Origin of the sequence: Sulfurospirillum arsenophilum NBRC 109478 (assembly GCF_000813345.1) — a bacterium.
Lineage (GTDB): Bacteria > Campylobacterota > Campylobacteria > Campylobacterales > Sulfurospirillaceae > Sulfurospirillum > Sulfurospirillum arsenophilum.
This window is the reverse complement of sequence record NZ_BBQF01000002.1, coordinates 427915-452351: the sequence shown is the minus strand read 5'-3', so window position 1 is coordinate 452351 and position 24437 is coordinate 427915. Positions and strand designations below refer to the sequence as shown.

At 39.4% G+C, this 24437-nt stretch carries 20 protein-coding genes; 13 read left to right on the top strand and 7 right to left on the bottom strand.

Translation table 11 applies throughout. The features are described 5' to 3' along the window. Entirely contained in the window at nt 1-1293 is a 1293-nt protein-coding gene (locus tag SAR02S_RS06570) for a tyrosine-type recombinase/integrase (protein WP_041958049.1), read from the bottom strand. Between the two features lie 238 nt (nt 1294-1531). Here SAR02S_RS06570 and SAR02S_RS06565 point away from each other — a divergent pair, with 238 nt between their 5' ends. From SAR02S_RS06565 to SAR02S_RS06545, 5 genes are all read left to right on the top strand, one after another. Next, complete coding sequence (locus SAR02S_RS06565; protein WP_269746293.1) at nt 1532-2401, top strand: endonuclease/exonuclease/phosphatase family protein; 870 nt, start codon at nt 1532-1534, stop codon at nt 2399-2401. A 73-nt stretch (nt 2402-2474) separates the two neighbouring features. Continuing rightward, the gene (locus tag SAR02S_RS06560) at nt 2475-2678 is read left to right on the top strand and encodes a phosphoribosylaminoimidazole synthetase (protein WP_041958047.1); all 204 of its coding nucleotides are present in this window, start codon (nt 2475-2477) and stop codon (nt 2676-2678) included. An 88-nt stretch (nt 2679-2766) separates the two neighbouring features. Next, nucleotides 2767-4818 carry a glycine--tRNA ligase subunit beta gene (gene glyS / locus SAR02S_RS06555; RefSeq protein ID WP_041958045.1) on the top strand — a complete coding sequence of 684 codons (2052 nt, stop codon included), beginning with the start codon at nt 2767-2769 and terminating at the stop codon, nt 4816-4818. 141 nt (nt 4819-4959) lie between these two features. Further along, nucleotides 4960-6705, top strand: a complete 1746-nt coding sequence (locus SAR02S_RS06550) for a molybdopterin-dependent oxidoreductase (protein WP_041958043.1) — start codon at nt 4960-4962, stop codon at nt 6703-6705. Continuing rightward, complete coding sequence (locus tag SAR02S_RS06545) at nt 6702-7424, top strand: hypothetical protein (protein WP_041958041.1); 723 nt, start codon at nt 6702-6704, stop codon at nt 7422-7424. Before SAR02S_RS06550 ends, SAR02S_RS06545 begins: the two co-directional genes overlap by 4 nt. A 16-nt stretch (nt 7425-7440) precedes the next feature. Here the strand turns inward: SAR02S_RS06545 and SAR02S_RS06540 are convergent, their stop codons facing one another. Further along, a complete protein-coding gene (locus SAR02S_RS06540) occupies nt 7441-7779 on the bottom strand; it encodes a P-II family nitrogen regulator (RefSeq protein WP_041958039.1) in 339 nt (112 codons plus the stop codon). A 12-nt stretch (nt 7780-7791) separates the two neighbouring features. After that, on the bottom strand, nt 7792-9117 hold the full coding sequence (locus SAR02S_RS06535; protein WP_041958037.1) for an ammonium transporter: 1326 nt from the start codon (nt 9115-9117) through the stop codon (nt 7792-7794). Nucleotides 9118-9287: 170 nt separating this feature from the next. Between SAR02S_RS06535 and SAR02S_RS06530 the strand changes: the two genes are divergently transcribed. Beyond that, complete coding sequence (locus tag SAR02S_RS06530; RefSeq protein WP_041958035.1) at nt 9288-11225, top strand: sulfatase-like hydrolase/transferase; 1938 nt, start codon at nt 9288-9290, stop codon at nt 11223-11225. 31 nt (nt 11226-11256) lie between these two features. Here SAR02S_RS06530 and SAR02S_RS06525 read toward each other — a convergent pair whose 3' ends face one another. Further along, the gene (locus SAR02S_RS06525; protein WP_041958033.1) at nt 11257-12129 is read right to left on the bottom strand and encodes an EamA family transporter; all 873 of its coding nucleotides are present in this window, start codon (nt 12127-12129) and stop codon (nt 11257-11259) included. A 14-nt stretch (nt 12130-12143) separates the two neighbouring features. Beyond that, nucleotides 12144-12764, bottom strand: a complete 621-nt coding sequence (locus tag SAR02S_RS06520) for a LysE family translocator (protein WP_041958031.1) — start codon at nt 12762-12764, stop codon at nt 12144-12146. A 197-nt stretch (nt 12765-12961) separates the two neighbouring features. On the opposite strand from SAR02S_RS06520, the gene SAR02S_RS06515 reads away from it, so the two are divergent. From SAR02S_RS06515 to SAR02S_RS06485, 7 genes are all read left to right on the top strand, one after another. Then, on the top strand, nt 12962-14143 hold the full coding sequence (locus tag SAR02S_RS06515; RefSeq protein WP_041958029.1) for a methyl-accepting chemotaxis protein: 1182 nt from the start codon (nt 12962-12964) through the stop codon (nt 14141-14143). Between the two features lie 180 nt (nt 14144-14323). Next, complete coding sequence (locus tag SAR02S_RS06510) at nt 14324-15442, top strand: ABC transporter substrate-binding protein (protein WP_041958026.1); 1119 nt, start codon at nt 14324-14326, stop codon at nt 15440-15442. Between the two features lie 122 nt (nt 15443-15564). Continuing rightward, nucleotides 15565-19035: a methionine synthase gene (gene metH / locus SAR02S_RS06505; protein WP_041958024.1), complete on the top strand. Its 3471-nt coding sequence runs from the start codon at nt 15565-15567 to the stop codon at nt 19033-19035. A 29-nt stretch (nt 19036-19064) separates the two neighbouring features. After that, complete coding sequence (locus tag SAR02S_RS06500; protein WP_041958022.1) at nt 19065-19856, top strand: alpha/beta fold hydrolase; 792 nt, start codon at nt 19065-19067, stop codon at nt 19854-19856. A 12-nt stretch (nt 19857-19868) separates the two neighbouring features. Next, nucleotides 19869-20561 (top strand): SIR2 family NAD-dependent protein deacylase, encoded by a 693-nt coding sequence (locus SAR02S_RS06495; RefSeq protein WP_041958020.1) that lies wholly within the window; start codon nt 19869-19871, stop codon nt 20559-20561. 24 nt (nt 20562-20585) lie between these two features. After that, complete coding sequence (locus SAR02S_RS06490) at nt 20586-21152, top strand: hypothetical protein (RefSeq protein ID WP_041958018.1); 567 nt, start codon at nt 20586-20588, stop codon at nt 21150-21152. A 54-nt stretch (nt 21153-21206) separates the two neighbouring features. Next, nucleotides 21207-21644, top strand: a complete 438-nt coding sequence (locus tag SAR02S_RS06485) for a nucleoside deaminase (protein ID WP_041958016.1) — start codon at nt 21207-21209, stop codon at nt 21642-21644. A 71-nt stretch (nt 21645-21715) separates the two neighbouring features. Here the strand turns inward: SAR02S_RS06485 and SAR02S_RS06480 are convergent, their stop codons facing one another. Beyond that, a complete protein-coding gene (locus SAR02S_RS06480) occupies nt 21716-22384 on the bottom strand; it encodes a response regulator transcription factor (RefSeq protein ID WP_041958015.1) in 669 nt (222 codons plus the stop codon). Continuing rightward, nucleotides 22381-24270 carry an FIST N-terminal domain-containing protein gene (locus SAR02S_RS06475; RefSeq protein WP_041958013.1) on the bottom strand — a complete coding sequence of 630 codons (1890 nt, stop codon included), beginning with the start codon at nt 24268-24270 and terminating at the stop codon, nt 22381-22383. Before SAR02S_RS06475 ends, SAR02S_RS06480 begins: the two co-directional genes overlap by 4 nt. Nucleotides 24271-24437: the final 167 nt, after the last annotated feature.

Genomic DNA, 24437 nt, shown 5'->3' with positions numbered 1-24437 from the left:
TTATCCTTGTTTTTGATCCATAATTTTTCTTGAGACTTCTGCAATGAGCTTTTTTTTAGTTTCTGGTAGCATATTGAAATATATCATTGTAGAATCAAGTGATGCATGTCCCATAGCCTCTTTACAGACATATATTAATGATTCATCACCTGTTAGAGCATATATTTCTGCCATTGCTGAACCAAACATATGTCTTAATGAATGCGGTCCTAAATTCATTAGTTTTTTTCGTTTTAATAAGTCAGATTCTATTTTTAAAAAAATGTTTTTCATACTTCGTAGAACTGAGGCTTGAGTTAGACGTGCACCTGAAATAGTCATAAATATAAAAGGGTGGGGTACTTTTTTAATTCTTGCAATGTTGTATTGCGGGGATGCCGTATATTCAAGAAGCGTTTTAAAAAATATATCTTTATATTTGTCTTCTGCTAACCAAAATAAAGGCTCTCTTTTGAGTGGTATAGGATATTTAAATCTAAAATCTTTTTTTGAATGCTCTATATGAGACTTGACATCAATTCCATATACTTCACTTAGCCATTTTCTTCTAGGAATGCCATATTGATCTTTTTGATCAGATAGAGGATCAATAAGCCAAACTTCTTTTTTATCAAAGTCAATATCTTGCAAAGTTAAATTAAGTGTTTGTCCAATTCTTGCTGAGCAAGCGCCACAGAGTAAAAAAATCAGCCTTTCTCTCGGCTTCGCGTGAGTAAGTAATTTATCATAGAGTATAAAAGGAAATGCTTTAATAGATTCTTCTGTGCTTTTTGGTGTACGAAAAGCCCTTAAAAACTCTTCTCTTTTACCAAAAGCTTGCAAATAGTCATCACTTTTTTTTATTTGGATACCTGCTAATAAACCTTTTGAGCTTCTTGTAGATTCATATCTTTGATCAATAACTAAGGTATCAAAAAGTCTACTTTCATCAATAAATCTATAATAACTTTTAATGCCTTCCAATTCTTTATTAATCGTTTTTTTTGAAAGTTGCTGAGATTTACATAATATAAATTCATTTCCTTCTTCATCATGGTCATAAATAACAAAGCCAGCAAGAAGAGCTTGCCGATAGTGTGCGAGATAAAATGGAAATGACTCTTCATTTTGAGGATTATGGCATCCCCAAATAAAAAATCTTTCAACACTTTTCATATATTGAATAATGGTTGAAGTTGAGTAATTTTTGAGATTAGACATCCAGATACACCATTTATCTGAATTGTAAATATCAACTACATTGTTTTCTATAATTACAGAAATTCTAAAAACGCCACTAATATTAATGAGCATTTACTTCGACCTTTTGTTAATTTCAGGTGTTTTAAAATTCTATCAGAACGAACAATTAAAACAAAATCAATTCTCATGGGAATAAATATAGGTGTCTTTTTAAGTTACATGTAGGGAGTAATCTTTTATTTCTTAAATGTTAATAATCTTCACTCATAAGCATATGAAAAATCGCCCTTTAATATGGTTATTCTGATCTATTGTAATGTATAAATATGCTTATAAGTTAAGAAGTTAACTGTATGGCGAAGAAAACCTCTTTGATGCTAAGGTGGATGGCACAGAGTACGAAGAGTACAAACCCAACAACAAACATGGCTGGAATGAAGCAATGTTGCAGATCAAAATTGCACATATTGCTCGCGTCATTTCTGACATGGATGCCGATATTATCGCTTTAGCCGAAGTTGAGAACAAAGTTGTTCTGGAAAAACTCAATGCGGCGTTGGGGGCAAAAGCATATCCGTATCTTTTTTACCCTAATAAAAAAGAGCGCGTTAATATCGAAACAGCGCTTCTTTCACGCTTTCCGATAGAAAAAACTGCGACGATAGCCATTAAGGATCAAGCTAGAGGCATTCATCGTATTACGCTAAAAATTGAGAACAAGCGTTTAGATGTTTATATCAACCATTGGCCTGCACAAAAAGAGAAAGAAGAAGAGCGGCTTCTTTACGCAACAACACTGCACAATGCTCTGTTAAAAGAAGAGGGCAGAGAGTATGTGCTTTTGGGCGATTTTAACTCACCGTATCAGGTTCAGAAAGATTGGGGTATGGGTTTTGTCAATGTTCTCAAGACTGGAGATAAAAGTGCGCTCTTCTATAACCTTTGGTATGACCTGCCTCAAGATAAGCGCTACTCGCACAGTTATGGCAAACAAAAGGCGACATTAGATCATATTGTTATTCCAAAAACACTGAGTGATGGCAAAGGGATTGACTATAATCCTTCCTCACTTACCGTCTTTTCACGTCCTTATATGCTCGATGAACAAGGCAATCCAAATCGTTGGCAAATAAGCAATAGAGGTAAAGGTGTACACCAAGGCGATGGGTATTCAGATCATTTCCCTCTAACTGCGATTTTCCATACAGTAAACGATTAGATCTTAAATATAACATCATTTTAAGTGCTTTATTTTTATAGTTACATATTATATTAATCATAAAGGATTTGGAATGATCTGTGCTGAAAAACTCCAACGTTTGATGCTGGCAGTTGTCTTGTTGGTCGCATGCTGTTTAATGAGCACAGGCTCAGTTTACGGCACAATGTTGCTAGGCTTTGTCATCGCGATGATAATCATCTGGGCAATTACCGATTTTTGTCCTTCCATTTGGCTTTTTACAAAACTCGTAGGTCACTGTAAAAGTAGTCGATAACACCGCAAAATCCTTTACATGTAAAAGGACGATTTAACCTCACTTTGGTTAAAATAGAGTCAAATTATTTACATGTAAAGGTCAATCAATGATCAAACCCCTTTTGATAGAGATAGGCGTCGAAGAACTTCCTGCGATCCCTTTTTTGAAAGAACTTCCCAATATTGAAACATTATGGCTTGATATTTTAGAGAAAAATGCGCTTGCGTGCGAGTTTAAATTTTACTACACACCACGTCGTTTAGTCCTCTGGCATGAAGCGTTTCCGACACAGCAAAATGAGCGTGAAGAGGAATTCTTTGGAGCACCTCTTTCGGTTGCACTCAAAGATGGTGAGCCAACTCCCGCTGCACTTGGTTTTGCTAAAAAGTGTGGTGTTGAATTTAGTGAAATTTCTCGTGGTCAAAAAGATGGCAAAGAGGTTCTTTACTATAAAAAAACCATTGCAGGTCAAGCATCAAAACATCTTCTTCAAGCAATGATTGAGAGTTTTATCAAAGGGCTAAACTTTGGAAAGTCTATGCGTTGGGGCTTTTTGGAAGAGAGTTTCATTCGTCCAATTCGTTGGTTCGGCTGTATGCTAGGCGATGAGCATATTCCTTTCTCCCTTTTTGGTATCGAATCCACGCCATTTTCTTACCCGCACAGAACCATCTCTTATGAGCCATTTGCGTATATGTTTGCAGGGGACTATTTTGACAGACTCAGCGAGCGTGGCGTAGTGCTTTACCCTACAAAACGTGAAGAGATTATTTTAAATGATTTTAAAGCGATTGAGAAAAAAGAGGGAATTCACATCGAAATTGATGAAGACCTTTTAGCGGAAGTTGTAGCGATTACCGAGTATCCAAAAGCATTGATTGGTAGTTTTGAAGAGCGATTTTTGCGTTTACCTCCCGAAGTTATCATCACTTCAATGAAAGAGAACCAACGTTATTTCCCTGTCTTTAAAGATGGTAAACTGACCAACCGTTTCATCGTGGTTTCAAACGCCATTAGCGATGATTACGACTTAATCGTTAGAGGCAATGAAAAAGTTCTTCGCGCACGTCTTTCTGACGCACTCTTCTTCTTGGACAATGACCTTAAACACGGTTTGAGCTATGAAGGGCTTAAAGACATCACCTACCTTGATGGGTTGGGCTCACTTTTGGATAAAGAGCTTCGAGAAAAAGCGATAGCAACGTACTTAACCAGCAAATACCAAACAGCGCTTCTTGCCCAAAATGCGCGTCTTAATGCTTCAAGTTTAACGGCACTTATGGACAAATCTGTTATGTATAGCAAAAGTGATCTTTTAAGTGAGATGGTGTATGAGTTTACTGAACTTCAAGGCTTAATGGGTTACTACTATGCGACTACTTCGGGTGAAGATGAGCTCTTCGCACTAGCGCTTAAAGAGCAGTACCTGCCAAATTCAGAAGAGAGTGCGCTTCCAAGTACACTTTTTAGCTCAATTGTGGCTCTTTCTTCCAAGCTTGATTCACTCATTGCACTCTTTAGTATCGATAAAATTCCAACAGGAAACAAAGACCCATATGCGCTTCGCCGTGCGGTGAATGGTATCGTTAAAATTGTACTGGATCAAGGCATAGCTTTTGATATCAAACACGATCTTAAAGCGTTGAGTGCATCGTATAAAGCATTTGATTTTGAAGTTTTAGAGACATTCTTCTTAGAGCGAATGTACCAATTCTTTGATGTTAACCCTTCTATCATCAGCGCTGTTATTAGCAGTGGTGAGCGTGAGATCGTGAAGCTTTCTCAAAAGATCAAAGCTCTTGCAAGCATTGTTCAAGATGACGGTTTTAAAGAGATGTTTTCAACCTTCAAACGTGTCGCTAACATCATCAAAAATATGGATGTCAAAGCTGAAATTGCCGTGGATGAAAAACTCTTCGATAACAACTATGAAAAAGAGCTTTACAACGCTTTTAAAGCTATTACCTCAAAAACATATAACTCGTTTGAAGAAAATCTTGACGCACTTTTTGCTCTCAAACCACAAATCGATGCGTTCTTTGATAACGTTATGGTGAATACCGAAGATTTAAGTGTAAGAGCCAATCGTCAAAATCTTATTGCTTCGGTTTACAATGCGTTTAAATCGATTGCAGATATTAAAGAGATCAGTATCTAACAACTCCAATGTAGATGCGTTGAAACGCATCTACACTCTTTTTCAACTTTCTTACTCAAAATCGTGTAAAGTATGCGCTTCCCTTTAAAGAACTGCTGTATAATTGCATTCAACAAAACTCTACTCAAAAAGAGGCTTCCAATGCGTTTTACCACCTGTCCGCTGGATTGTTTTGATGGATGCAGCATTGCTGTTAGTAAAGAGCTTAAACTCAAAGGCAATAAATCCCACCCCATCACGCAAGGCTACCTCTGCCATCATCTAAACCACTACCATACCTTTGAACGTATTGAAGAGCCACGTTATTTGGGGCAAAGTATTACAATGGAAGAGGCTTTGAAGGTTTTGGAAGAGAAGTTAAGAGCGTATGAACCTTCCAAAACACTCTATTTTAAAGGCAGTGGAAATCTTGGTGTTATGCAAGGTGTCACCAAGCGCTTTTTTGCTGAGCATAAGGCAGTTCTAGCTTCTGGATCTCTTTGCGATGAAGCAGGAGATGCGGGGGTACATGAGAGCAGAGGGGCAAATTTGTGCTTGTCACCTTTACATGTAAAAGACGCTGAAGTTGTCATTTTATGGGGTCGAAATCCTACGGTGACCAACTCACACATGCTACCAGCCCTCAAAGGTAAAACACTCATTGTGATTGATCCTGTGAAGATTGACCTCTCCAGTCATGCCGCTCTTCACATTCAGATCAAACCACGAGGCGATTTTTACTTCGCACTCTTACTGTGTCGTTTAGTTGCGATGGAAGAGATGGAAGATCAAGCTTTTTTAAAAGAACGCACACTGAATTATAAAGGCTTTTTAGATTTCATCAGTGGTATTCCGATGCGAAAATTATTGGATAAATCGCACGTCAATCTTAATGAAATTGGGGATTTACTCCATCTCATCAAAGGAAAAAAAGTCTCTATTTTAGTCGGCATTGGTGTACAAAAATACAGCTTTGGTCACAGTGTTCTGCGTGCCATCGACGCTTTGGGTGCGATGCTCGGACTGTTTGGAAAAGTAGGCTGTGGTGTGAGTTATCTCTCTAACAGCGGTTTTGGTTTTAAGGCTCCTTTTAAAGTAAGTACTAAAACAGAGCCTTTGCCTATAGCGAATTTTGGTAAGTACGATCTCATCTTCATTCAAGGTGGCAATCCTCTGAGTCAAATGCCTTCTACTTCCAAAGTGAAAGAAGGGCTTGATAAAGCTAAATGCATTGTTTATTTTGGTTTGCATGAAAATGAGACGTCAGCAAAAGCGCATCTCATCATTCCCGCCAAAAGCTTTTTAGAAAAAGAGGATTTGAAACTGAGTTATGGTCATCACTTTATTGGACGAATGCCAAAGCTAGTTGAAAGTTCTATTGGTATCAGTGAATATGGATTGGCTACGGCAATGCTTAAAGCATTTGGGTATGAAGCGTTGGAGAGTGAAGAGAGCATTATTGATGGGGTTATTGCCTCCAACAGCATCGAAAAAGAGGGCTTTTTGATTTCTAAAACGTATGAAGACTATCCTTATGAAAAAACCTTTTATACGAAAAGTGGTAGGTTTGAATTTTTAGAAGAGTTTGAGGATGATTTTAAAGAGGAAGAGGGCTTTTTTCTTATTGCTGCAAAACAAAATAAGTCACTCAATTCACAGTTTGTCACCGATGATTACCTTTATGTTCCTCTTTGTTTGGGGTTGGTACAAGAAGATCGTGTTAGACTTACGAATCGTTATGGAAGCTGTGAATACTCGGCGATGCCAAGTGATAAGCTTCGTGATGATTGTCTGTTACTGTATAGCGGTGCCAAAAATGCGAACAGACTCACACCGCATGCGATGAGTCAAGAGGGAAATTGTGCCATTTACCAAGAGATGAAAGTAAAATTGGAAAAAGTAACATGAACGATACTGAAATTTTGCTCGATGATGCTCTTTTGCTCGTGGAGCAAAACTTTTACTTTCTGCACATGGGAGAGTTTCTAGGCAAGCTTTCCAAAACGGAAGATTTAAGCGATCGCAGTCTCTTTGTCGTTAAAAAGTATGAAAACGATAAAGCGTACTACTTCAATGCCGAAATCATTCAAGAGCTTTTAGTCAATGCAAAGCAAACTAAAAAAGAAGAGATTTCACTCTTTGAGTATTTTGTCGAGTTTAACGCTTTTCGTGGCATCTGTATGGCTACGGTGGAGAGCCTTCGGTTTGAGAGTCCCTTTAAAATTTTTATGCAAAAACTCTTTGGTGAACAGTATGAAAACTTTTTTGACATTGTTTCTTTTGTGCGCAATGTTCTCTCACATAACATTCATTCCGAGATTCGTTTAAACGAAAAAGATTTTGATGGTACACTCAAGCGCATTCGTCGTATGGGGCGTAACGCTGACATTACCTTTGCTTTTCAATACTCGCTTAACCTTCCAGAACTAGCTGCTCCCAATGATGCTTACATCTTTACATGTAAAATCAATTTTGAAAAACTTGAAGAGGGAATGCCTTTTTTAGAAATACTTTCTATGTGGGATCTGATGATGCTGAGTGAACTTTGCTTTAATCTTGTGATGACCTATAGAATGAAAGAAGAAAAAGAGTTAAACGAGGAAGATGAAGAGATATGGGCAGAGTGATCTGCCCATATGAAGATTAAACAGCTTCGTTATCAAGCTCACCGGTTCGAATACGAACACTTTTCTCGATAGCAGAAACAAAGATCTTTCCATCACCGATTTTGCCCGTACGCGCACTTTTAACGATAACATCGATGACTTTGTCAACAAGCTCGTCAACAACAACCACTTCGATTTTAATTTTTGGTAAGAAATCAACGACATACTCAGCGCCTCTGTAAAGCTCTGAATGGCCTTGTTGTCTTCCGTAACCTTTCACTTCGCTTACTGTCATACCTGTGATGTCAAGTTCCGCTAAAGCGTCTTTAACGTCTTCAAGTTTGAATGGTTTGATAATTGATTCGATTTTTTTCATTTTAGATCCTTATTATCTTAAGTTGAAGGCTTTTTCGCCGTGTTCTACTTCATCCAAACCTTGAGACTCTGCATCCGCGCTTACTCTTGCACCACCTGTTAGGATAGAAGCAATTTTAAAGACAATCGCTGTAGCGATCGCTGTATAGACGATAGTTACGATGATACCTTCAATTTGAATCATCACTTGATCTGCGTTACCATAGAGTAAACCAGTTCCTAGCTCATTGACTTCTGGGTTTGCAAAAATACCCGTAGCAAGTGCGCCCCAGATACCAGCAACGCCGTGAATTCCAAATGCGTCTAGTGAGTCATCGTATTTAAGTGCTTTTTTCAAGCCGTTTACACCGTAGAACGCTACGATACCAGCAACCGCACCAATGATAAGTGAAGCACCTGTGTCAACAAAACCTGCTGCTGGAGTGATCGCAACAAGACCTGCAACGATACCAGAAGCGATACCAAGAAGTGTAAACTTTTTGTACGTGATGTACTCAATTGTCATCCAAGAAAGCGCTGCAATAGCCGCTGCTGTGTTGGTTACAAGGAATGCACTCGCAGCAATACCATCAGCACCCAACTCACTACCTGCGTTAAATCCGAACCAACCGAACCATAACATACTCGCACCTAGCACGGTCAAGGTTACAGATGAAGGGAACATTGCTTTACCAAAATCTGCACGTTTACCTAACATAAGCGCTACAACTAAGCCTGCAACACCTGCGTTGATGTGAACAACGGTACCACCAGCGAAATCAAGAACGCCAAGTTTTGATAAAAATCCGCCACCCCATACCCAGTGAGCAATAGGAGCATAAACCGCTAGAATCCAAATAGCCGCAAAGACGATCCATGTTGAAAACTTCAATCTCTCGATGATAGCACCACTTGCAAGAGCAACGGTAATACCCGCAAAAGTCATTTGGAACGCCACAAAAAGAAGCACAGGAATACTTCCCGTTGCCCAAAGGTCAGTCACCTTGATACCACTTAGGAAGAGACTATCAAAACCGATAACGCCACCGATATCTGTACCAAATGCCAAGGTATAACCAGCCACAACCCAAACAACGGCTGCAACGATGTACCCCATAACACTCATCGCAATGGTGTTAAGCAAGTTTTTAGAGCGAGACATACCGCCATAAAAAAGTGCTAAACCTGCTGGTGTCATTAACATAACGAGTGCTGTTGCTGTTAAAACCCACGCTGTGTTACCAACGTCAAGAGTTAAAACCTTTTCAGCGACTTCTGCCACCTCAGTAGCTGCGTCTTCTGCAGCCCATAATGCTGATACAGGCAACAATGTTGCGAGAGAAAGTAGTTTACTTCTCATGAATTCCTCCTAAAATGTTGAACTGATGAAATTGTATCACTTAGCGGATTTTAATATGCTCAGTTAACTGATTAAAATTTAACCACTTTGGAAAAATAACAAATTTTTCTACAAATTTTTAACAACAAGATATAATACCATCCTAAAATCAAAGAGGATGCAAAACAACAATGAATAACATGCTATGGTTATCCGCAGGACTTTTTCTTATCGCTTTATTTACCTCTAAAAATCGTACACGAACACAAAAGAGTGCACTCATAGGTGCGGTGGGAATTTTCATTTATATGATCATGAGTGCTTTTTATATTGTATCCAATTACTTTACGGGTGAGGGTATTAATGATGCTGTCATCTTTCATCTTCGCTATGGGTTGGATGGGTCAGGATTTGGTGATTATTATTTAATCATTGCAGCAGGAATAGGACTTTTAATAGCAAGTTTAGCGCTTTCACTTTTTTACTATCGTTTAGTGAAAAATGATCTCTTTGAACATCATCACAAGCTCAAACATGGCATATCCCTTGTGGCGTTAATCATTTCTTTGTTGCTTCATCCTACTGTACGCTTTACGGGCGAGAGTGTGCTTAAGGCGATTGGCATTGAAAATCCACTCAGCCTTCAATACAGCTTTGCGGATTATTATCAGACACCTTCACTTACGCCTACGAGCGAAGAACATCCTAACTTGGTGTATATTTTTGCAGAAAGCTTTGAAAACACCTACTTTGATGAGAAGATTTTCCCCTCACTTGTCACAGCACTTCGTCCTATTCGTGAGCAGAGCATCTCATTTACACAAATTCATCAAGCACAAGGAACCAGTTGGACGATCGCAGGTATGACATCTGTGATGTGCGGACTTCCTTTAGTGACGCCTTCAACCGATGCGCATTCTGCACAAGGTAACTCCATGTCGAAGATGAGCACCTTCTATTCAGGTGCCGTGTGCATGAGTGATATGCTTCATAAAGAGGGGTATAAACTTATTTATCGTAGTGGTTCGCCTTTGGATTTTGCAGGGGTTGATAAGCTTTATAAAACACATCAATTTGATGATATTAAAGGTATTAAAGAGCTGAAAGGATTGCTTCAAAATCCAAGTTATCAAACCCCGTGGGGATTGTATGATGACACGCTTTTTGATATTGCGATGAATGACTTTAAAAAGTTTTCAAAAACCAAACAAAAATTTGCAATGTTCCTCTCAACAATGGACACGCATCACCCATACGGGCATGTCTCAAAAAGCTGTAAGCAACAACAGTATAAAGATGGAAGCAACACCATGCTGAATGCCGTCACGTGTTCGGATGAATTGATCGCAAAGTTCATTAAGCAAATTGGGGAATCTCCGTATGGTAAAAATACGATCATCGTTGTAGCCTCAGATCATCTTGCGATGCATAATGTGGCGATTGATGATCTTATGAAGGGTGAACGTCGCAATCAATTTATGATTATTGACCCAAGAATGAGTAGTGGTCAAAGTGTTGATAAAGTAGGGACAACGCTCGATATTGGTGCGACACTCTTACCATTTTTAGGCTACAGTGCACAACTAGGACTCAGTCGAAACCTATTGGGCGAAGACGCCTCATTGGAAGCTTCTTTGAGTAACTTTGATAAGATTTTAGGTGCTTGGACCAAAGAGATCAGCCGTTTTTGGGAATTCCCAAAAATAGAGCAAGATTTGGTGTTAGACAGTGCCAGAAACAACCTCAAAATCGGTACAACGCTTTATAAGTTTCCTATATTACTTCGTTTGAGTGAGAACTTAGAAGTCAGCCCTTTCTTTGAAGTCAAGATCAAATTTTTTGAGACGGCTAAACTCTTTGGTTATCTGCATGATTATCAGTCCAATGATGCTTTTTTATGGGTCGATAAATGTTCACGTACCGCTACTTTAGGCTTGGATAGCAATGTGAGTACTAAGGGAAAATACTGCTACGCTTTGGGAAAACTGGGTGGTGACATTACCATCGATACACTCAACGCAGATAAAAAACTGACATTAGACGTGCTCAATCAAACACTTAATCTTACCTCTGAAGATGAAAAAGCAACACAAAGAAGAGAAAATTTGAGAACACTAAACGAGAAGTAATCCCTTTACATCTCGTTTACATGTAACGCATTTAGGAACGCTTGATAAAGCGTTCCCCATAGAGGTTAATTACTAATCCAAAGACGATTAAAAATGCTGCGATAAGCTTCCAACTTGGCAATGCTTCTCCTACCAAAAGGGCTGAAGAGGAAAAGCCGACCACAGGCACTAAGAGCGTAAAAGGTACCACGGTGGTTGCAGGGTAACGACTCAATAGCCAGCTCCAGATGCCAAAGCCAAAAAAGGTTACAGGATAAGCAAGATAGGCAATAGCTCCTATACTTTTACCTGAGAGGTGTGTGAACATCTCAAAATGCCATAGATGAGACTCAAAGATATACGAGAGTGCCAGTAAAAACGGAAGCGAAATGAAACTTCCCCATACCACAAGGCTCAGCATATCTACTTTGCCGATTTGCTTAGAAACAAGATTGCCAATCGCCCACGAAAGTGCGGCGCATTCGACTAAGAGAAGCCCTAAGAGATTGACATCGCCTCCTGAATGAAATCCTACAAATACAATGCCCGAAAAAGCAATGATCGCTCCTATAATTTTAGCCAACGTCATTTTCTCTTTAAGAAAAATCACGGCTAAGATGGCGGTAAAAAAGACTTGGGTTTGAAGTGCCAGAGAGGCAATGCCAGAACTAACACCTACATACATTCCTGAAAATAAAAACGCAAAATCGAGGATAAACATGCTCAAAGAGTAGCAAAAGAGCATTTTCCATGAGGTGTTTTTGGGTCTTTTGAAGAAAAAGATCGCTGGAAACGTTGCAAAAAAGAAACGTAAAAACGTCAGTAACAGGGGAGGAATCTCTTGAAGGGCAACTTGAATCACCACAAAATTGACTCCCCAAATGACAACCACACTTAGGGCGATTAAAATATGTCTAAGAGGCATTGTTACCTACTTTATTAGCGGTTGTTGATGGCGAGTTTAATGCCAAAACCGACAAGAGAAATTCCTGCTAAGCGGGTAGCAATTTTTCGAGCAAGAGGAAAAGCTTTGAGTTTAAGTGTTAACGTATTGCCTAAAAGAACTAAGAGCGTTTGGTAAACAAGGCTAATAAGGCTTACATGTAAAATCATCGCAACCAATGTCATCTCTGTAGCATTGGGGCGTAAAAACAGAGGAAAGAATGCTACAAAAAAGAGCATCACTTTAGGGTTGGTAATGCTCACAAAAAAAGCCTGCTTAAAATAGACAGAGGCAGATTTTTTGGGTTCTGCTTTTCCGTTTTCAGGCTCAATTTTAGTACGCATCAGTCCCACACCTAACCAACATAAATACGCTGCACCAAAGTACTGTAAAAGCTCAAAAAGAAAGGGGTTTTGCTGCATTAAAGCCGCAAGTCCAGCAAGGGCTGCTATCATAAAAGCAAAATCACCCAAAAGTGTCCCACAGACTGCACCAAGACCTGCTCTAATACCATTGCGTGCAGTGGCATTAAGAATCGCAATAGTCCCAGCTCCAGGAATAAGTTGAAAAACAACAATAGCGGCTATAAAGCTATAATAATTCTGAATGTCAAACATGTGAGCACCTTGATTAAAAATTGATTTATTATACTACGATTGCAAAAAAGGAGTTGATTAATTTTAGTCCTTTTTTTGTCATACATTTTTCTTATAATGAACCAGTACAAGCTTATTTTATGTAAAGTTGACTACAATAAGAGAACTATTTTATGTGTCCATTCTATGACTAACATAACTGATTTAAAGGGAAGTATATGAGTGTTAATCTACTTTTAATCGGAGCAAATGATGCTACAACTGAGGAGCTAGTCTCATTGGTTGACGCAACACTTTCGACCACCGCTGTGTATCAAAAAGCTACTTTAAGTAACTATCAAAATTACGATGCTTCAAATTATGATTTAATTGTCTGCTTTGCCAACCGTTATGATGAAATGTTGAAAAAATATGGCAAAGAGAAAGTCATTTCGGTTGAGTTTGTGCCACCTACCGATTTTTTTGTGGCCGTTAGTCGTATTCCCGCAGGCGAAAAAGTCGCTATTTTTAATAACAGTGCATCAGGTGCGAATGTTCTTCTGAAATTTTTAAAATTTTACAGACTAGACCATGTAACGTATCGTGTTGTTCCTTTTGATGAGTGTAGTGATAGTGAGACAAGGGAAGCTTTGAGTGAATCAAAATACATTATCGGAACCGATGGGTATGTTTCATCGGGTAAAACACTCTATACAAAATACAGTAGCTATTTACGTCCTGATGTTGTTGTCATGCCAAGTCCTCCTCGTACAGCTACGGCTGAGAGTGTCAGTGGATTAGCGCAAATTGTAACGGCTATTAATAGCGACAAAGCACTGCAAGAAGCTCGTGATATTTCCAAAAAATTAGCGGAGCAAACCAAAGAGATTTCTCTTATCACCCAAAGTGCTTCCAAATCCATCGAAGATACTGCAAATACGATTGTTATTGTCAACACAAAATTGGCAGCTGAAGTTCAAAATGTTCAAGTGACCAATAATATGGCACTAGAATTAACCGAAGCGGTTGATCAGATCGGTAATATTACGACGGCTATTAAATACATCGCGAGTGAGACCAACCTTTTAGCACTTAACGCTACCATTGAAGCAGCGCGTGCGGGAGATCATGGACGAGGATTTGCCGTTGTAGCAAGTGAAGTACGTAAACTCTCCGACCAGAGCAACAAATCTACCGATAATATTCGCCTCTCCATCATGGATGTCCAAAAAGTCGTTGACCAAATTGTTCCAGCATTGCAACGAACCGTTGATGAAATTATTAAAACGCAGTCTGAAGTCGAACGCATCAGCATCGCGGCACAAGAAGAGAGTCGCGCTATGAATGAGATTATCAAAAAACTTCAAATCATTGTCGATGTTTCTGAAGCATTGAACGTCGCTGAAAACACCCACGCTTAAATAGATTTTATTCTTACATGTAAAAGAAGAAGCATCATCATCGCTTCTTCTCCTTCCTCTTTTCCCCATCTCTTTTTTGTCACTTTGAATGTGTAATATTATCCCCAGAAAAGAGCTTTTTGAGTCAATCATAATCTTGATTGTGTTAGACTTTCTTGGGAATTTTTTAAAGGAGAAAAGATGCGTTCTTTTATGACACTGTTAAGCCTTGCCGCTATTATGGCAACAAGTGCTTATGCAAAAGAGATTAATGTGGGTGTTATTTTACCTATGAGTGGTGCGCTTGCGGGTTATGGTCAAGTGGCGAATGAGGGAGTTGAGCTTGCCAATGCATTGCAACCAAAACTCAAAAATGGCGATAGTATTAAACTGGTTTTAGTTGATACCAAAGGCGATAAAGTCGAATCAGCCAATGCTACAACGAGACTTATTACTTCCGATAAAGTTGTGGGAATTATAGGCGAGATGATCAGTACGAACACGGCTCAGATTATCTCTATTGCTGAGAAAAAACAGATCCCTGTGATTGCTCCTGCTGCGACAAACGATAAACTTACCGAAAATAGAGCTTATGCCAATCGTGTCTGTTTTATTGACTCTTTCCAAGGAACCGTGGTTGCAAACTATGCTTCTAAAGATTTAGGGCTTAAAACAGCTGTGGTAGTAACCGATCAAGCACAAGTGTATTCACTCGGACTTGCTAAAGCCTTTACACAAGCGTTTACACAAAACGGTGGAAAAGTACTTAAAGAAGTTCGTATTAGCTCAGGTGATAAAGATTTTAAAGCGGTTATTTCTCAAATCAAATCGCTTAATGCTGATTTTGTTTTCTTGCCTGTATATCATACCGAAGCGTCTATGATTAAACGTCAAGCGAAACAAGCAGACTTCAATAAACCTTTCTTTTCAGGCGATGGCGTTGCCAATCAAACCTTTATTGACTTAGGCGGGGATGCAGTCGAAGGTTATATGTTTACAGACGCATTTGACCACAGCGCGCCTCCAACACAAAAATCAAAAGATTTTATAGCCGCATATGAGAAAAAAACAGGTAAAAGAGAGCTGAACTCATTTACAGCTTTGGGTGCAGATGCCTATAACATCATGGTCGATGCGATGAATCGTTGTGCTAACCCAGAAGATAGCGTTTGCGTCAACAACGAAATCCGAAAAACTTCAAAATATGAGGGAGTATCTGGCTTTATCTCGATTGATGATAAAGGAAATGCAACCCGTTCTGCTGTTATCAAAGAGATCAAAGGTGGCAAAGCCGTTTACAAATCTACTGTCAATCCCTAATCTTTACATGTAAAACCCAAAGGGGCATTTTTTGCCTCTTTGGACTACTCATAACCTTTTAGCCTCTCCTTACCAAAGTTTTGATACCATAATTCTAAGTTATAACATACTAGGAACTTCACTTGGCAACACTTCAAGAACTCATCAAAGAAAAAGTTTTAGTGATCGACGGTGCTATGGGCACGCAGATCCAAGCATTAAGCCTTACGCCTGAGCAATGGGAAAACAAAGAGGGGTGTAATGAACTTCTAAACACCACCGCACATGAAGAAATTTCAAAAATCCATCGAGGTTATTTGCTTGCAGGTGCGGACATCATCAAGACCAATACCTTTGGCGCATTGCCGTGGGTTTTGGAAGATTATGGCATAGGCGAGCGAACATACGAATTAGCCAAAGCGGGTGCAACTATCGTTAAAGAAGCATGTGCATCGTTTACTACACTTGAAAAACCTCGTTTTACAGCGGCTGCGTTTGGTCCAGGAACGAAACTACCTTCTTTGGGACATATCGGTTACGATGAGATGTATGAGGGATATAAAGAGGCAGCACGGGGTGTTATCGATGGTGGGGCTGATCTTTTCTTGATTGAAACCGCGCAAGACCCCTTACAAATCAAAGCCGCACTTCATGCGATTAGCGATGCTCAAAAAGAGTTACATGTAAAGCTTCCGATTATGGTTTCTGTGACGATTGAACTGAGTGGTACAATGCTCATCGGAACCGATGCGACAACTATCGCGGCGATCTTAGAGCCCTTTGACATCCTAAGCCTTGGCTTTAACTGTGGTACAGGCCCAGAACAAGTTGAAAAGCATGTCAAGACACTTAGCTCCGTTTGGTCTAAACCGATTAGTGTACACGCCAATGCAGGGCTTCCTCAAAACCGTGGTGGTTATACTTTTTATCCGATGGGACCTCGCGAATTTGCGGAACTTCAAGAAAAATTCACCGAAATTGCAGGTGTTGCCATACTCGGAGGATGTTGTGGAACAACGCCTCAGCACATTCTAGAGCTTGCCAAGCGTGTGGAAGGTAAAAAGCCCCTTGCTCCAAAAGGCGAAATGCCTCGTAGCATTGCCTCGTTGTTTGAAACAAGAGCTTTAAAACAAGACCCAGCACCGTTTCTCATTGGTGAGCGAAGCAATGCTACAGGCTCAAAAGCGTTTCGTGAGTTACTGCTTGCTGAAGACTACGATGGTACGCTGAGTGTGGCGCAACAACAAGTTCGCAGTGGCGCGCATGGCATTGATGTGAGTGTTGGTTTTGCAGGAAGAGATGAGCACAAAGATACCAAAGAAGTTATGGGGCGTTATGTTCAAAAGATTATCTTGCCACTTATGCCTGACACCACGCAAGTTCCAGCCCTTGAGGTTTCGCTTAAACTCATTGGTGGAAAGCCTATCATCAACTCGGTTAACCTAGAAGATGGCATTGAAAAGTTTGATAAAGTCTGTTCTTTAGCGAAACGCTTTGGTGCGGCACTGGTCTGTTTGACCATCGATGAAGTGGGTATGGCAAAAAGTAAAGAGCAAAAAGTTGCGGTTGCGGAACGCATTTATACCTTAGCGACGGAAAAACATGGCATTCACCCAGGAGATTTGGTGTTTGACCTTCTGACTTTTACCGTGGGTAGTGGCGATCCTGAGTATCATACTGCGGCAATTGAAACCATTGAAGCGATTCGTGAGTTTCATGCGATGCATCCCGAAGTGGGTTTTGTGCTTGGTGTTTCAAATATCTCGTTTGGTTTGGCAAAACATGCACGTGAGTACCTAAACTCCGTCTTTTTACACCATTGTGTCGAAGCGGGTCTTAGCATGGCGATTGTCAATGTTAAAAATACACTTCCGATGCACAAAATCAGCGATGAAGATAAAAAAATCTGTGAAGACTTGCTCTTTAATCACCGAGAAGAGGGCGACCCGCTCTTTAAATTCATCGACCATTTTGAAGGGGTTGTTGAGAACAAAGACGAGAGTGACGCGGCGTACCTTGCGATGAATACTAAAGAGAAGATCGCGACATTGCTCATCGATGGCGATAAAGAACGCATGCTCATCCTCTTGCCAACGGCGAAAGATGAGTTACCTGCAGAATTGATCGTCAATGAAATCTTGATAGACGCGATGAAAGTCGTTGGCGAGCTATTTGGTAGTGGAAAGATGCAATTACCGTTCGTCCTTCAATCTGCCGAAGTGATGAAAGCTGCCGTGGACTTTTTACAGCCCTACTTGCCAAAAACAGAGAAAAGTACGACCACCACGCTTATCATCGGAACGGTAAAAGGTGACGTGCATGATGTTGGTAAAAACTTGGTTGACATTATTTTAAGTAACAACGGATTTAAGGTCATCAACATCGGCATCAAAGCTGATTTAGAGCAGTTTTTAGAGGCACTGAAAGAGCACAATGCCGATGCCATAGGTATGAGCGGACTACTTGTAAAGTCCACCAATGTGATGAAAGAAAACTTGGAAGCGATGCAGAAAATGGGCATTAAAATCCCTGTTGTTTTAGGTGGTGCAGCCCTGACCGATAACTTTGTTGAAGACTTTTGCCGACCGATCTACGATGGTCCGATCTACTACTGCAAAGATGCCTTTGAGGGTCTTGAGGCTATGGGTCGCATCGAAGCAAAAAACTATGACACGACGTTTAAGCGAAAAGGTGCAGAAAACAGTGTCGTTAAAGCCACAAAAGAAGTCAAAGAGATGCCTCCTTTTAAGAGCATTAAAATGCCTAGCCGTGACATTGCCATTCCAACACCGCCATTTTGGGGCAGACGTGTGCTTAAAACTGACCTTAAAGAGTTGGCGTTTTCGTGGATCAACCACAAAATTCTCTTCGCACAGCGTTGGGGTTACAGTGGAAAAGGACAGAGCAAAGAAGAGAAGCAAAAACAACTCGATTCGGTGTTATGGCCAACGTTTGAGCGTGTGAAAGCGGACATAGAGCGACTAGGGCTTTTTGAGCCGACGGTCATTTATGGGTACTACCCAGCACGCTCGCATGAGAACAACCTTTACCTTTTTGATGAGAGTGAAGGCTACTTTAGCGATGCGCAGGTCAATCGTGAAAGCATCGAAGCCATTAAAGATCGAGCCATTAAAGTTTTTGACTTTCCTCGTCAAAATAGAAACCCGTATCGTTCTTTAAGCGATTTTATCGCTCCTGATCGTCACGATGTTTTAGCACTTACGTGCGTGAGTGCTGGACCAAAGTTTTCCGTGTATGAAAAAGAGCTTTACGATGCGGGCAATTTTACCGAGTACTTTTTTGTGCACGGTCTGAGCGTTGAACTGGCCGAAGCGCTTGCCGAGATCGTTCATAAACAGATACGCCTTGATTTAGGCATTGCTGAGAATGAGGGGCATAGTTTACGTGATGTACAGATGAAGCGTTATCATGGATGCCGCTACTCTTTTGGTTACCCCGCATGCCCAGCGTTGGAAGATACACGAGTCATTTTTGACCTTTTAAAACCTGAAGAATTTGGCATAGAACTCAGTGAAACATTCCAAATTCATCCTGAACAGAGCACGACGGCAATCGCTATGCACCATAGGGAGGCCTTATATTTTAATGTCTGATGTATAATGACCTATACAAAGGATAAAATATGAAAAAAACCATCGGCGGATTAGCGGTCTTATTGGAAGGTAATCAAAAAAATAGACCCATCATTTTTTTACACGGTTTTCCGTATGACCATACGATGTGGAGTGAACAAATAGCCGCGCTTAGTGATAACTACTACTGCATGGCGTACGATATACGAGGCCTTGGTGGCTCTTCCGTTGGCGATGGACAGTTTACGATGGAGTCATTTGTCGATGATCTTGAGATGATGGTTGAAGAATTCAGAGAGGGTGAAAAACCTATAGTATGCGCTTTTTCGATGGGTGGATACATTGCCTTGCGTGCATTAGAGCGCATGGAAGATAAATTTTCAGCGGTCATTTTATGCGACACGGCTTCCAATGCGGATGACAATCATGCAAAACTTGAACGCTCCGACGTCATCAGACGTATCAACGCGCAAGGTTTGCCAACGTTTTCCAAAAATTTTATTAAAAAGTGTTATACCGATGCGTATAAAAAAGAGCACAAAGAGGCTTTTGAAAAACGCATCGCAAAGTCTATGACCTTTAACTCTATCGGCGTTAAAGGGTGTTTACTCGCTATGTTAACACGCAATGACACGACTGAATATCTTTCTTCCATCAAACTTCCTACACTCGTTCTCTGTGGAGAACACGATGCCATCACACCTCCTTCACGCATGAAAGCGATGGCAGAGCAGATACATGGTGCAGAGTTTGTGCTTATCAAACATGCGGCACACATGAGTGTGGTTGAAAACCCAACCGATAGCAATGAAGCGATAAAAGCGTTTTTAGCAAAACTATAAAGAGGTAATACCATGGCACGGGTTGTGATTTTCTCAGGGGCTGGCATCAGTGCGGAGAGTGGACTCTCTACTTTTCGCGACACGGATGGACTGTGGGAAAAGTACCGCATCGAAGAGATTTGTCAGGCTGGGTGTTTGAGTTGGAACAGAGAAAATACTTTAGCATTTTACGATGCCAGACGTGAACAACTCTCCTCCGTCACGCCCAATGCTGCGCACTATGCCATAGCAAAACTACAAGAACACCACCCCAATGGCATTGCCCTCATCACTCAAAATGTGGACGACCTTTTCGAGAGAGCAGGGTGTAAGGACATTTTGCACTTGCATGGTTTTTTACCACACCTTCGCTGTGAAAAGTGTGGCACAACCCATCACATAGGCTACACCAAGCAAGAGAGAGCTTTTACATGTAAATGTAATGGTTCACTACGCCCCGACATCGTCTTCTTTGGCGAACCAGCTCCCATGTACGAACACCTTTATGACGCGATGGAAGATTGCCAGTTTTTAGTCATCATCGGCTCTAGTGGAAACGTCATCGCGATGGATCATTTCGCTTTACATGTAAAACATTCCATCCTCAATAATTTAGAGCCAAGTGACGCCATAAATGAGCGGGTTTATACCAAAGTGTTGCATCAAAGGGCTACTGAGGCGGTGGATGAGATAGTGGGGGATGTGGAGAGGTTTTTGCGAGGGTAATATTTTATTATATAAAGGCATACAGTGAAACTTTTACAAATTTTATTTTTTATATTTTCAATTAATATTTTTGCAAATTCATCTATATTAATAGATCATCCAGCTCCTAATGGTTTTAAATGGTCTAATTGTGGACCTAAGGAAACAAATTTTTTATTACCAAATGATTGGTTTTTACAAATTGAAAAAAATGACCAAGTTCATGCCGTGTTTATTTCAAAAGAACAAATTATAAATAATCAAAACTTTTTGACGGGTTTATCAGTCAATTCAATTCTAAATGTAAGTAAAAAAAGCAAACTAAAGCCTACTGAATACTCAAAAAAATTTATTGTTAACTTTCTCTCTTCAATAAAAAAGCACAATGGTAAACTTTATAAAGAACCCCAATCTTACCTAAATGGGGATTTCACAATTTATCAATTTGATTCGAGAGATGATATAGCTGTGATGTTTCATATCCTTCTTGCTAATGATAAAAAAGATATTTTATATATTGTATTTTTTGAAGCACCTGTGCATTCTTGGGAAGAAGATTGGAAAATAGGTAAAACTATTATTGATAATATGATTATTGATGATGAAATATAAATATAGAAGCGATAGTCATATCAAGTAATCTAGGATAACTAAAAGGGAAAAATTATGGATAAATTTTTAGAAGCAGCCATAGAGGAAGCCCAAAAAGGTTTGGATGATGGCGGTATACCTATTGGTTCTGTTCTTGTGATAGACGGTAAAATCGTAGGACGTGGTCACAACCAAAGAGTTCAAAAAGGAAGTGCTGTATTGCATGCGGAAATGGACTGTTTGGAAAATGCTGGACGTCTTAGTGCCGCTGATTATCGTAGAGCAACGCTTTATTCTACATTATCGCCTTGCGATATGTGCAGTGGTGCCATTTTGCTTTATGGCATACCCAAAGTTGTTATCGGCGAAAACCAGACGTTTTGTGGACCAGAAGAGTACGTTAGGTCAAGAGGCGTTGAAGTTGAAGTGCTCAACAACCCTAAATGCCGTCAACTGATGGAAGTTTTTATAGAAAAAAACCCTGAGCTTTGGAATGAAGACATTGGTGTATAAAAGAAAAGGTTTGGAGCTAAATTTTTAACGTTATGCTACGTAAAATCTTTACATGTAAAATATAGACTATGTTACAGCGAAGGCGTTTTTACGATATAGCCTACACCTCTAATATTGACGATAAAATCTTCTTTCAAATGATTTTTTAAGCGATTGACTTCTGTTCGGATGGTAGCTTCGTCGACGTCCATATCAAAATCATTCCATACGCATTCTCTAAACCTATCGTAGCTACAGACAAAGCCTCGGTTATGTGCGAGAAATTGAATAATCTGAAGTTGACGCTTGGATAAAACTTGCGGTTCTTCATGAAAATAAAGCGTCATAGTGTCGCAATCAAAACTATAAGAAGGAGAGAGCCTTTTGTGATGCAACTCTTTTTTAGCGGTTTTTGAAATTCTGTCGATTCTTAGGTTGAGCTCTTTTAAATGAAAAGGTTTTTTCAAATAATCATAACAGCCAAGCTCAAACGCTCTTGAGATATCTTCGATGTCAATGAGTGTAGAGATAAAAATAATCGGAATTATTTTTTTTTGGCTGTGCAATGTTTCTAAAATGCTCAATCCATCGATGTTGGGAACATTGATATCAAAAACAAGTAGATCAAATTTTTCTTTTTCTAAAATTTCTAAGCAGATATTGCCATCTCTTACGGAAGTAATGGCATGACCAACGGTTGTGAGGTATTTTGTGATAGATTCATTGAGGAGGATGTCGTCTTCTAAAAGTAAGATTTTCATGCGTTCTCGATTTTAAATTGATATGAAAAGGATGTTATAGATTCATCTGAATGCAGTGTGATTTTCACGTTTTCTTCCTTACAAATTCTTTTAACGAGATTGAGTCCTAGTCCAAAGCCATCTTGTGCAAGTTCTTCGCGGTAATACTCTTCAAAAATCTTTTCAGGGTCTTGAATTCTTCGTGAATGCGATGCGATGCTAAAACAACAGCTATCATCTTCTTTAAAGAGTGAAACAACTATCTTCTCATTTTCAAAGGTATATTTAATAGCGTTGGTAATGTTATTATCGATGATGCGTTGTAATTTTGTTTCATTAAAAAAGATATCAATTTTGTCGGAATTGGTTTCAAAAATAAACATAGATTTGGCTTTATTTGCCACTTGCGCAAAAAAGTCGATGCGACTGCGAATATAATCGACCAAGTCAATGCGTTGATTTAAATAGGTTATATGATCTTTTTTTACCAAATAACTCAAATCATCGTACATTGAAAAAATGCTTTTAACGGCAACTTCGATATTTTCCAAATAATTATTTTTCCCAAATTCCATCTCATACAGTTCAATGTTATTCATAATAACACTTAGAGGTGTGTTCATCTCATGAACGGTGTAGCGCAAAAACTGTTTATGCGAAGTTAACAGAGCATCAGAATAGTTCATCTGCTTTTCAAGGCGTTTAGACTGTTTGTCATAGTCACGAGCGCTTTGTTCAATTAAATGGGTTAAAGATTCTATCGTTTTAGAATAAGAGGTGTTTTTTTTCGTCTCTTCTTTGTTGGAAACAGCTAAAGCAGAACCTGTTTTGGAAGATTCACTTAATGCGACAACCGTAAGGGTTTGGTTAAGAAGTTTGTTGTGTCCATTGTGGTGGTAAAATTCTGAATAGGTAAAGAACCCTGAACATGGGGCTGTTTTAGAAAAAGAACCGATGCCAAGCTTGATTAAAAATGGCATAAACCGTCTTCGCGCCATACAGGAGAAGATATAAAATGTTTCGATGTCAATTGAGTGTAAGTTTTTTAAAACTTCTATAGGGTCTTTCATTAAAGATTCGGCATCGCCAAAGCCAATCCTCACTTGATCTCCTTCCTCCAAGTTACCACTGAAACTCAAACTACCGTCTTCATGTTTTCCAATGACCGCCCTAGCCATAATAACGCCATTTTTTTCAAGAATGAGGGGAAATTCCGTTCGCGAGAAATTGCTACCGAGGTATTTATCGTAAAAGTAGGACGCTTTCATCCTATCTATTTTATAGACTCTATTGTTGTTTACCTTTGTAATGGTATGTTTAAGCCCCACAGGTTTCCAATCAAATTTATAATCCGTTGCTACTTTCAAAATATCAGAATTTAATGAAACTCCCACCACACCTTCTCCTAAAATGGTGTTTTGTGATGAGATATAGGTTTGCTCAAACTTACCATTGTCGCCTGCCATACCCCCACAAATAGGCACAGTAGCATCGAATGATTCCACACCGTGAAGGAATTCTTCTGCATTCATCTTTGTGCCATCTGAAAAGAGAATGAGTAGCTTTGTATTTGGAGTGATTAAGTCAGATGCTAGTTTTACACCACATTGAAACGAATTTTTATCTTGTACATAGGCTGTTTTGATGAAGGTATGCTCAAAGATGCTAATGGAGATAATGCTTCGTAGGGTAGAAATAGAATCACCATAGATTTCTCCATCCGTTGTTGTCCCTATACAAATAGCATTTGGAATATAGCGCAAGATAATTTCAGTAAGATAAGATAATACATCTTTATTTTGACCGCAAAAGATTTGTACTAAAACATTCTTTTCCTGTTCAAATAATGAAAAATCTATATTATTTTGCAGTTGACCTGTTTCATAACAATAATTGTATGTTTTCACAAAACGTATTCCTCTCCTTTGAGATAAGAACCAAGATACCAAATATCAACTTGCAACAAAGTTGCTTTGAGGTATAAAGTTGTAAAAGATACTGCTTTACATGTAAAAATATTACTTATTTACTCATAAACCTAAGTTTAAAATAATGCGTATTTACAATCATTCCT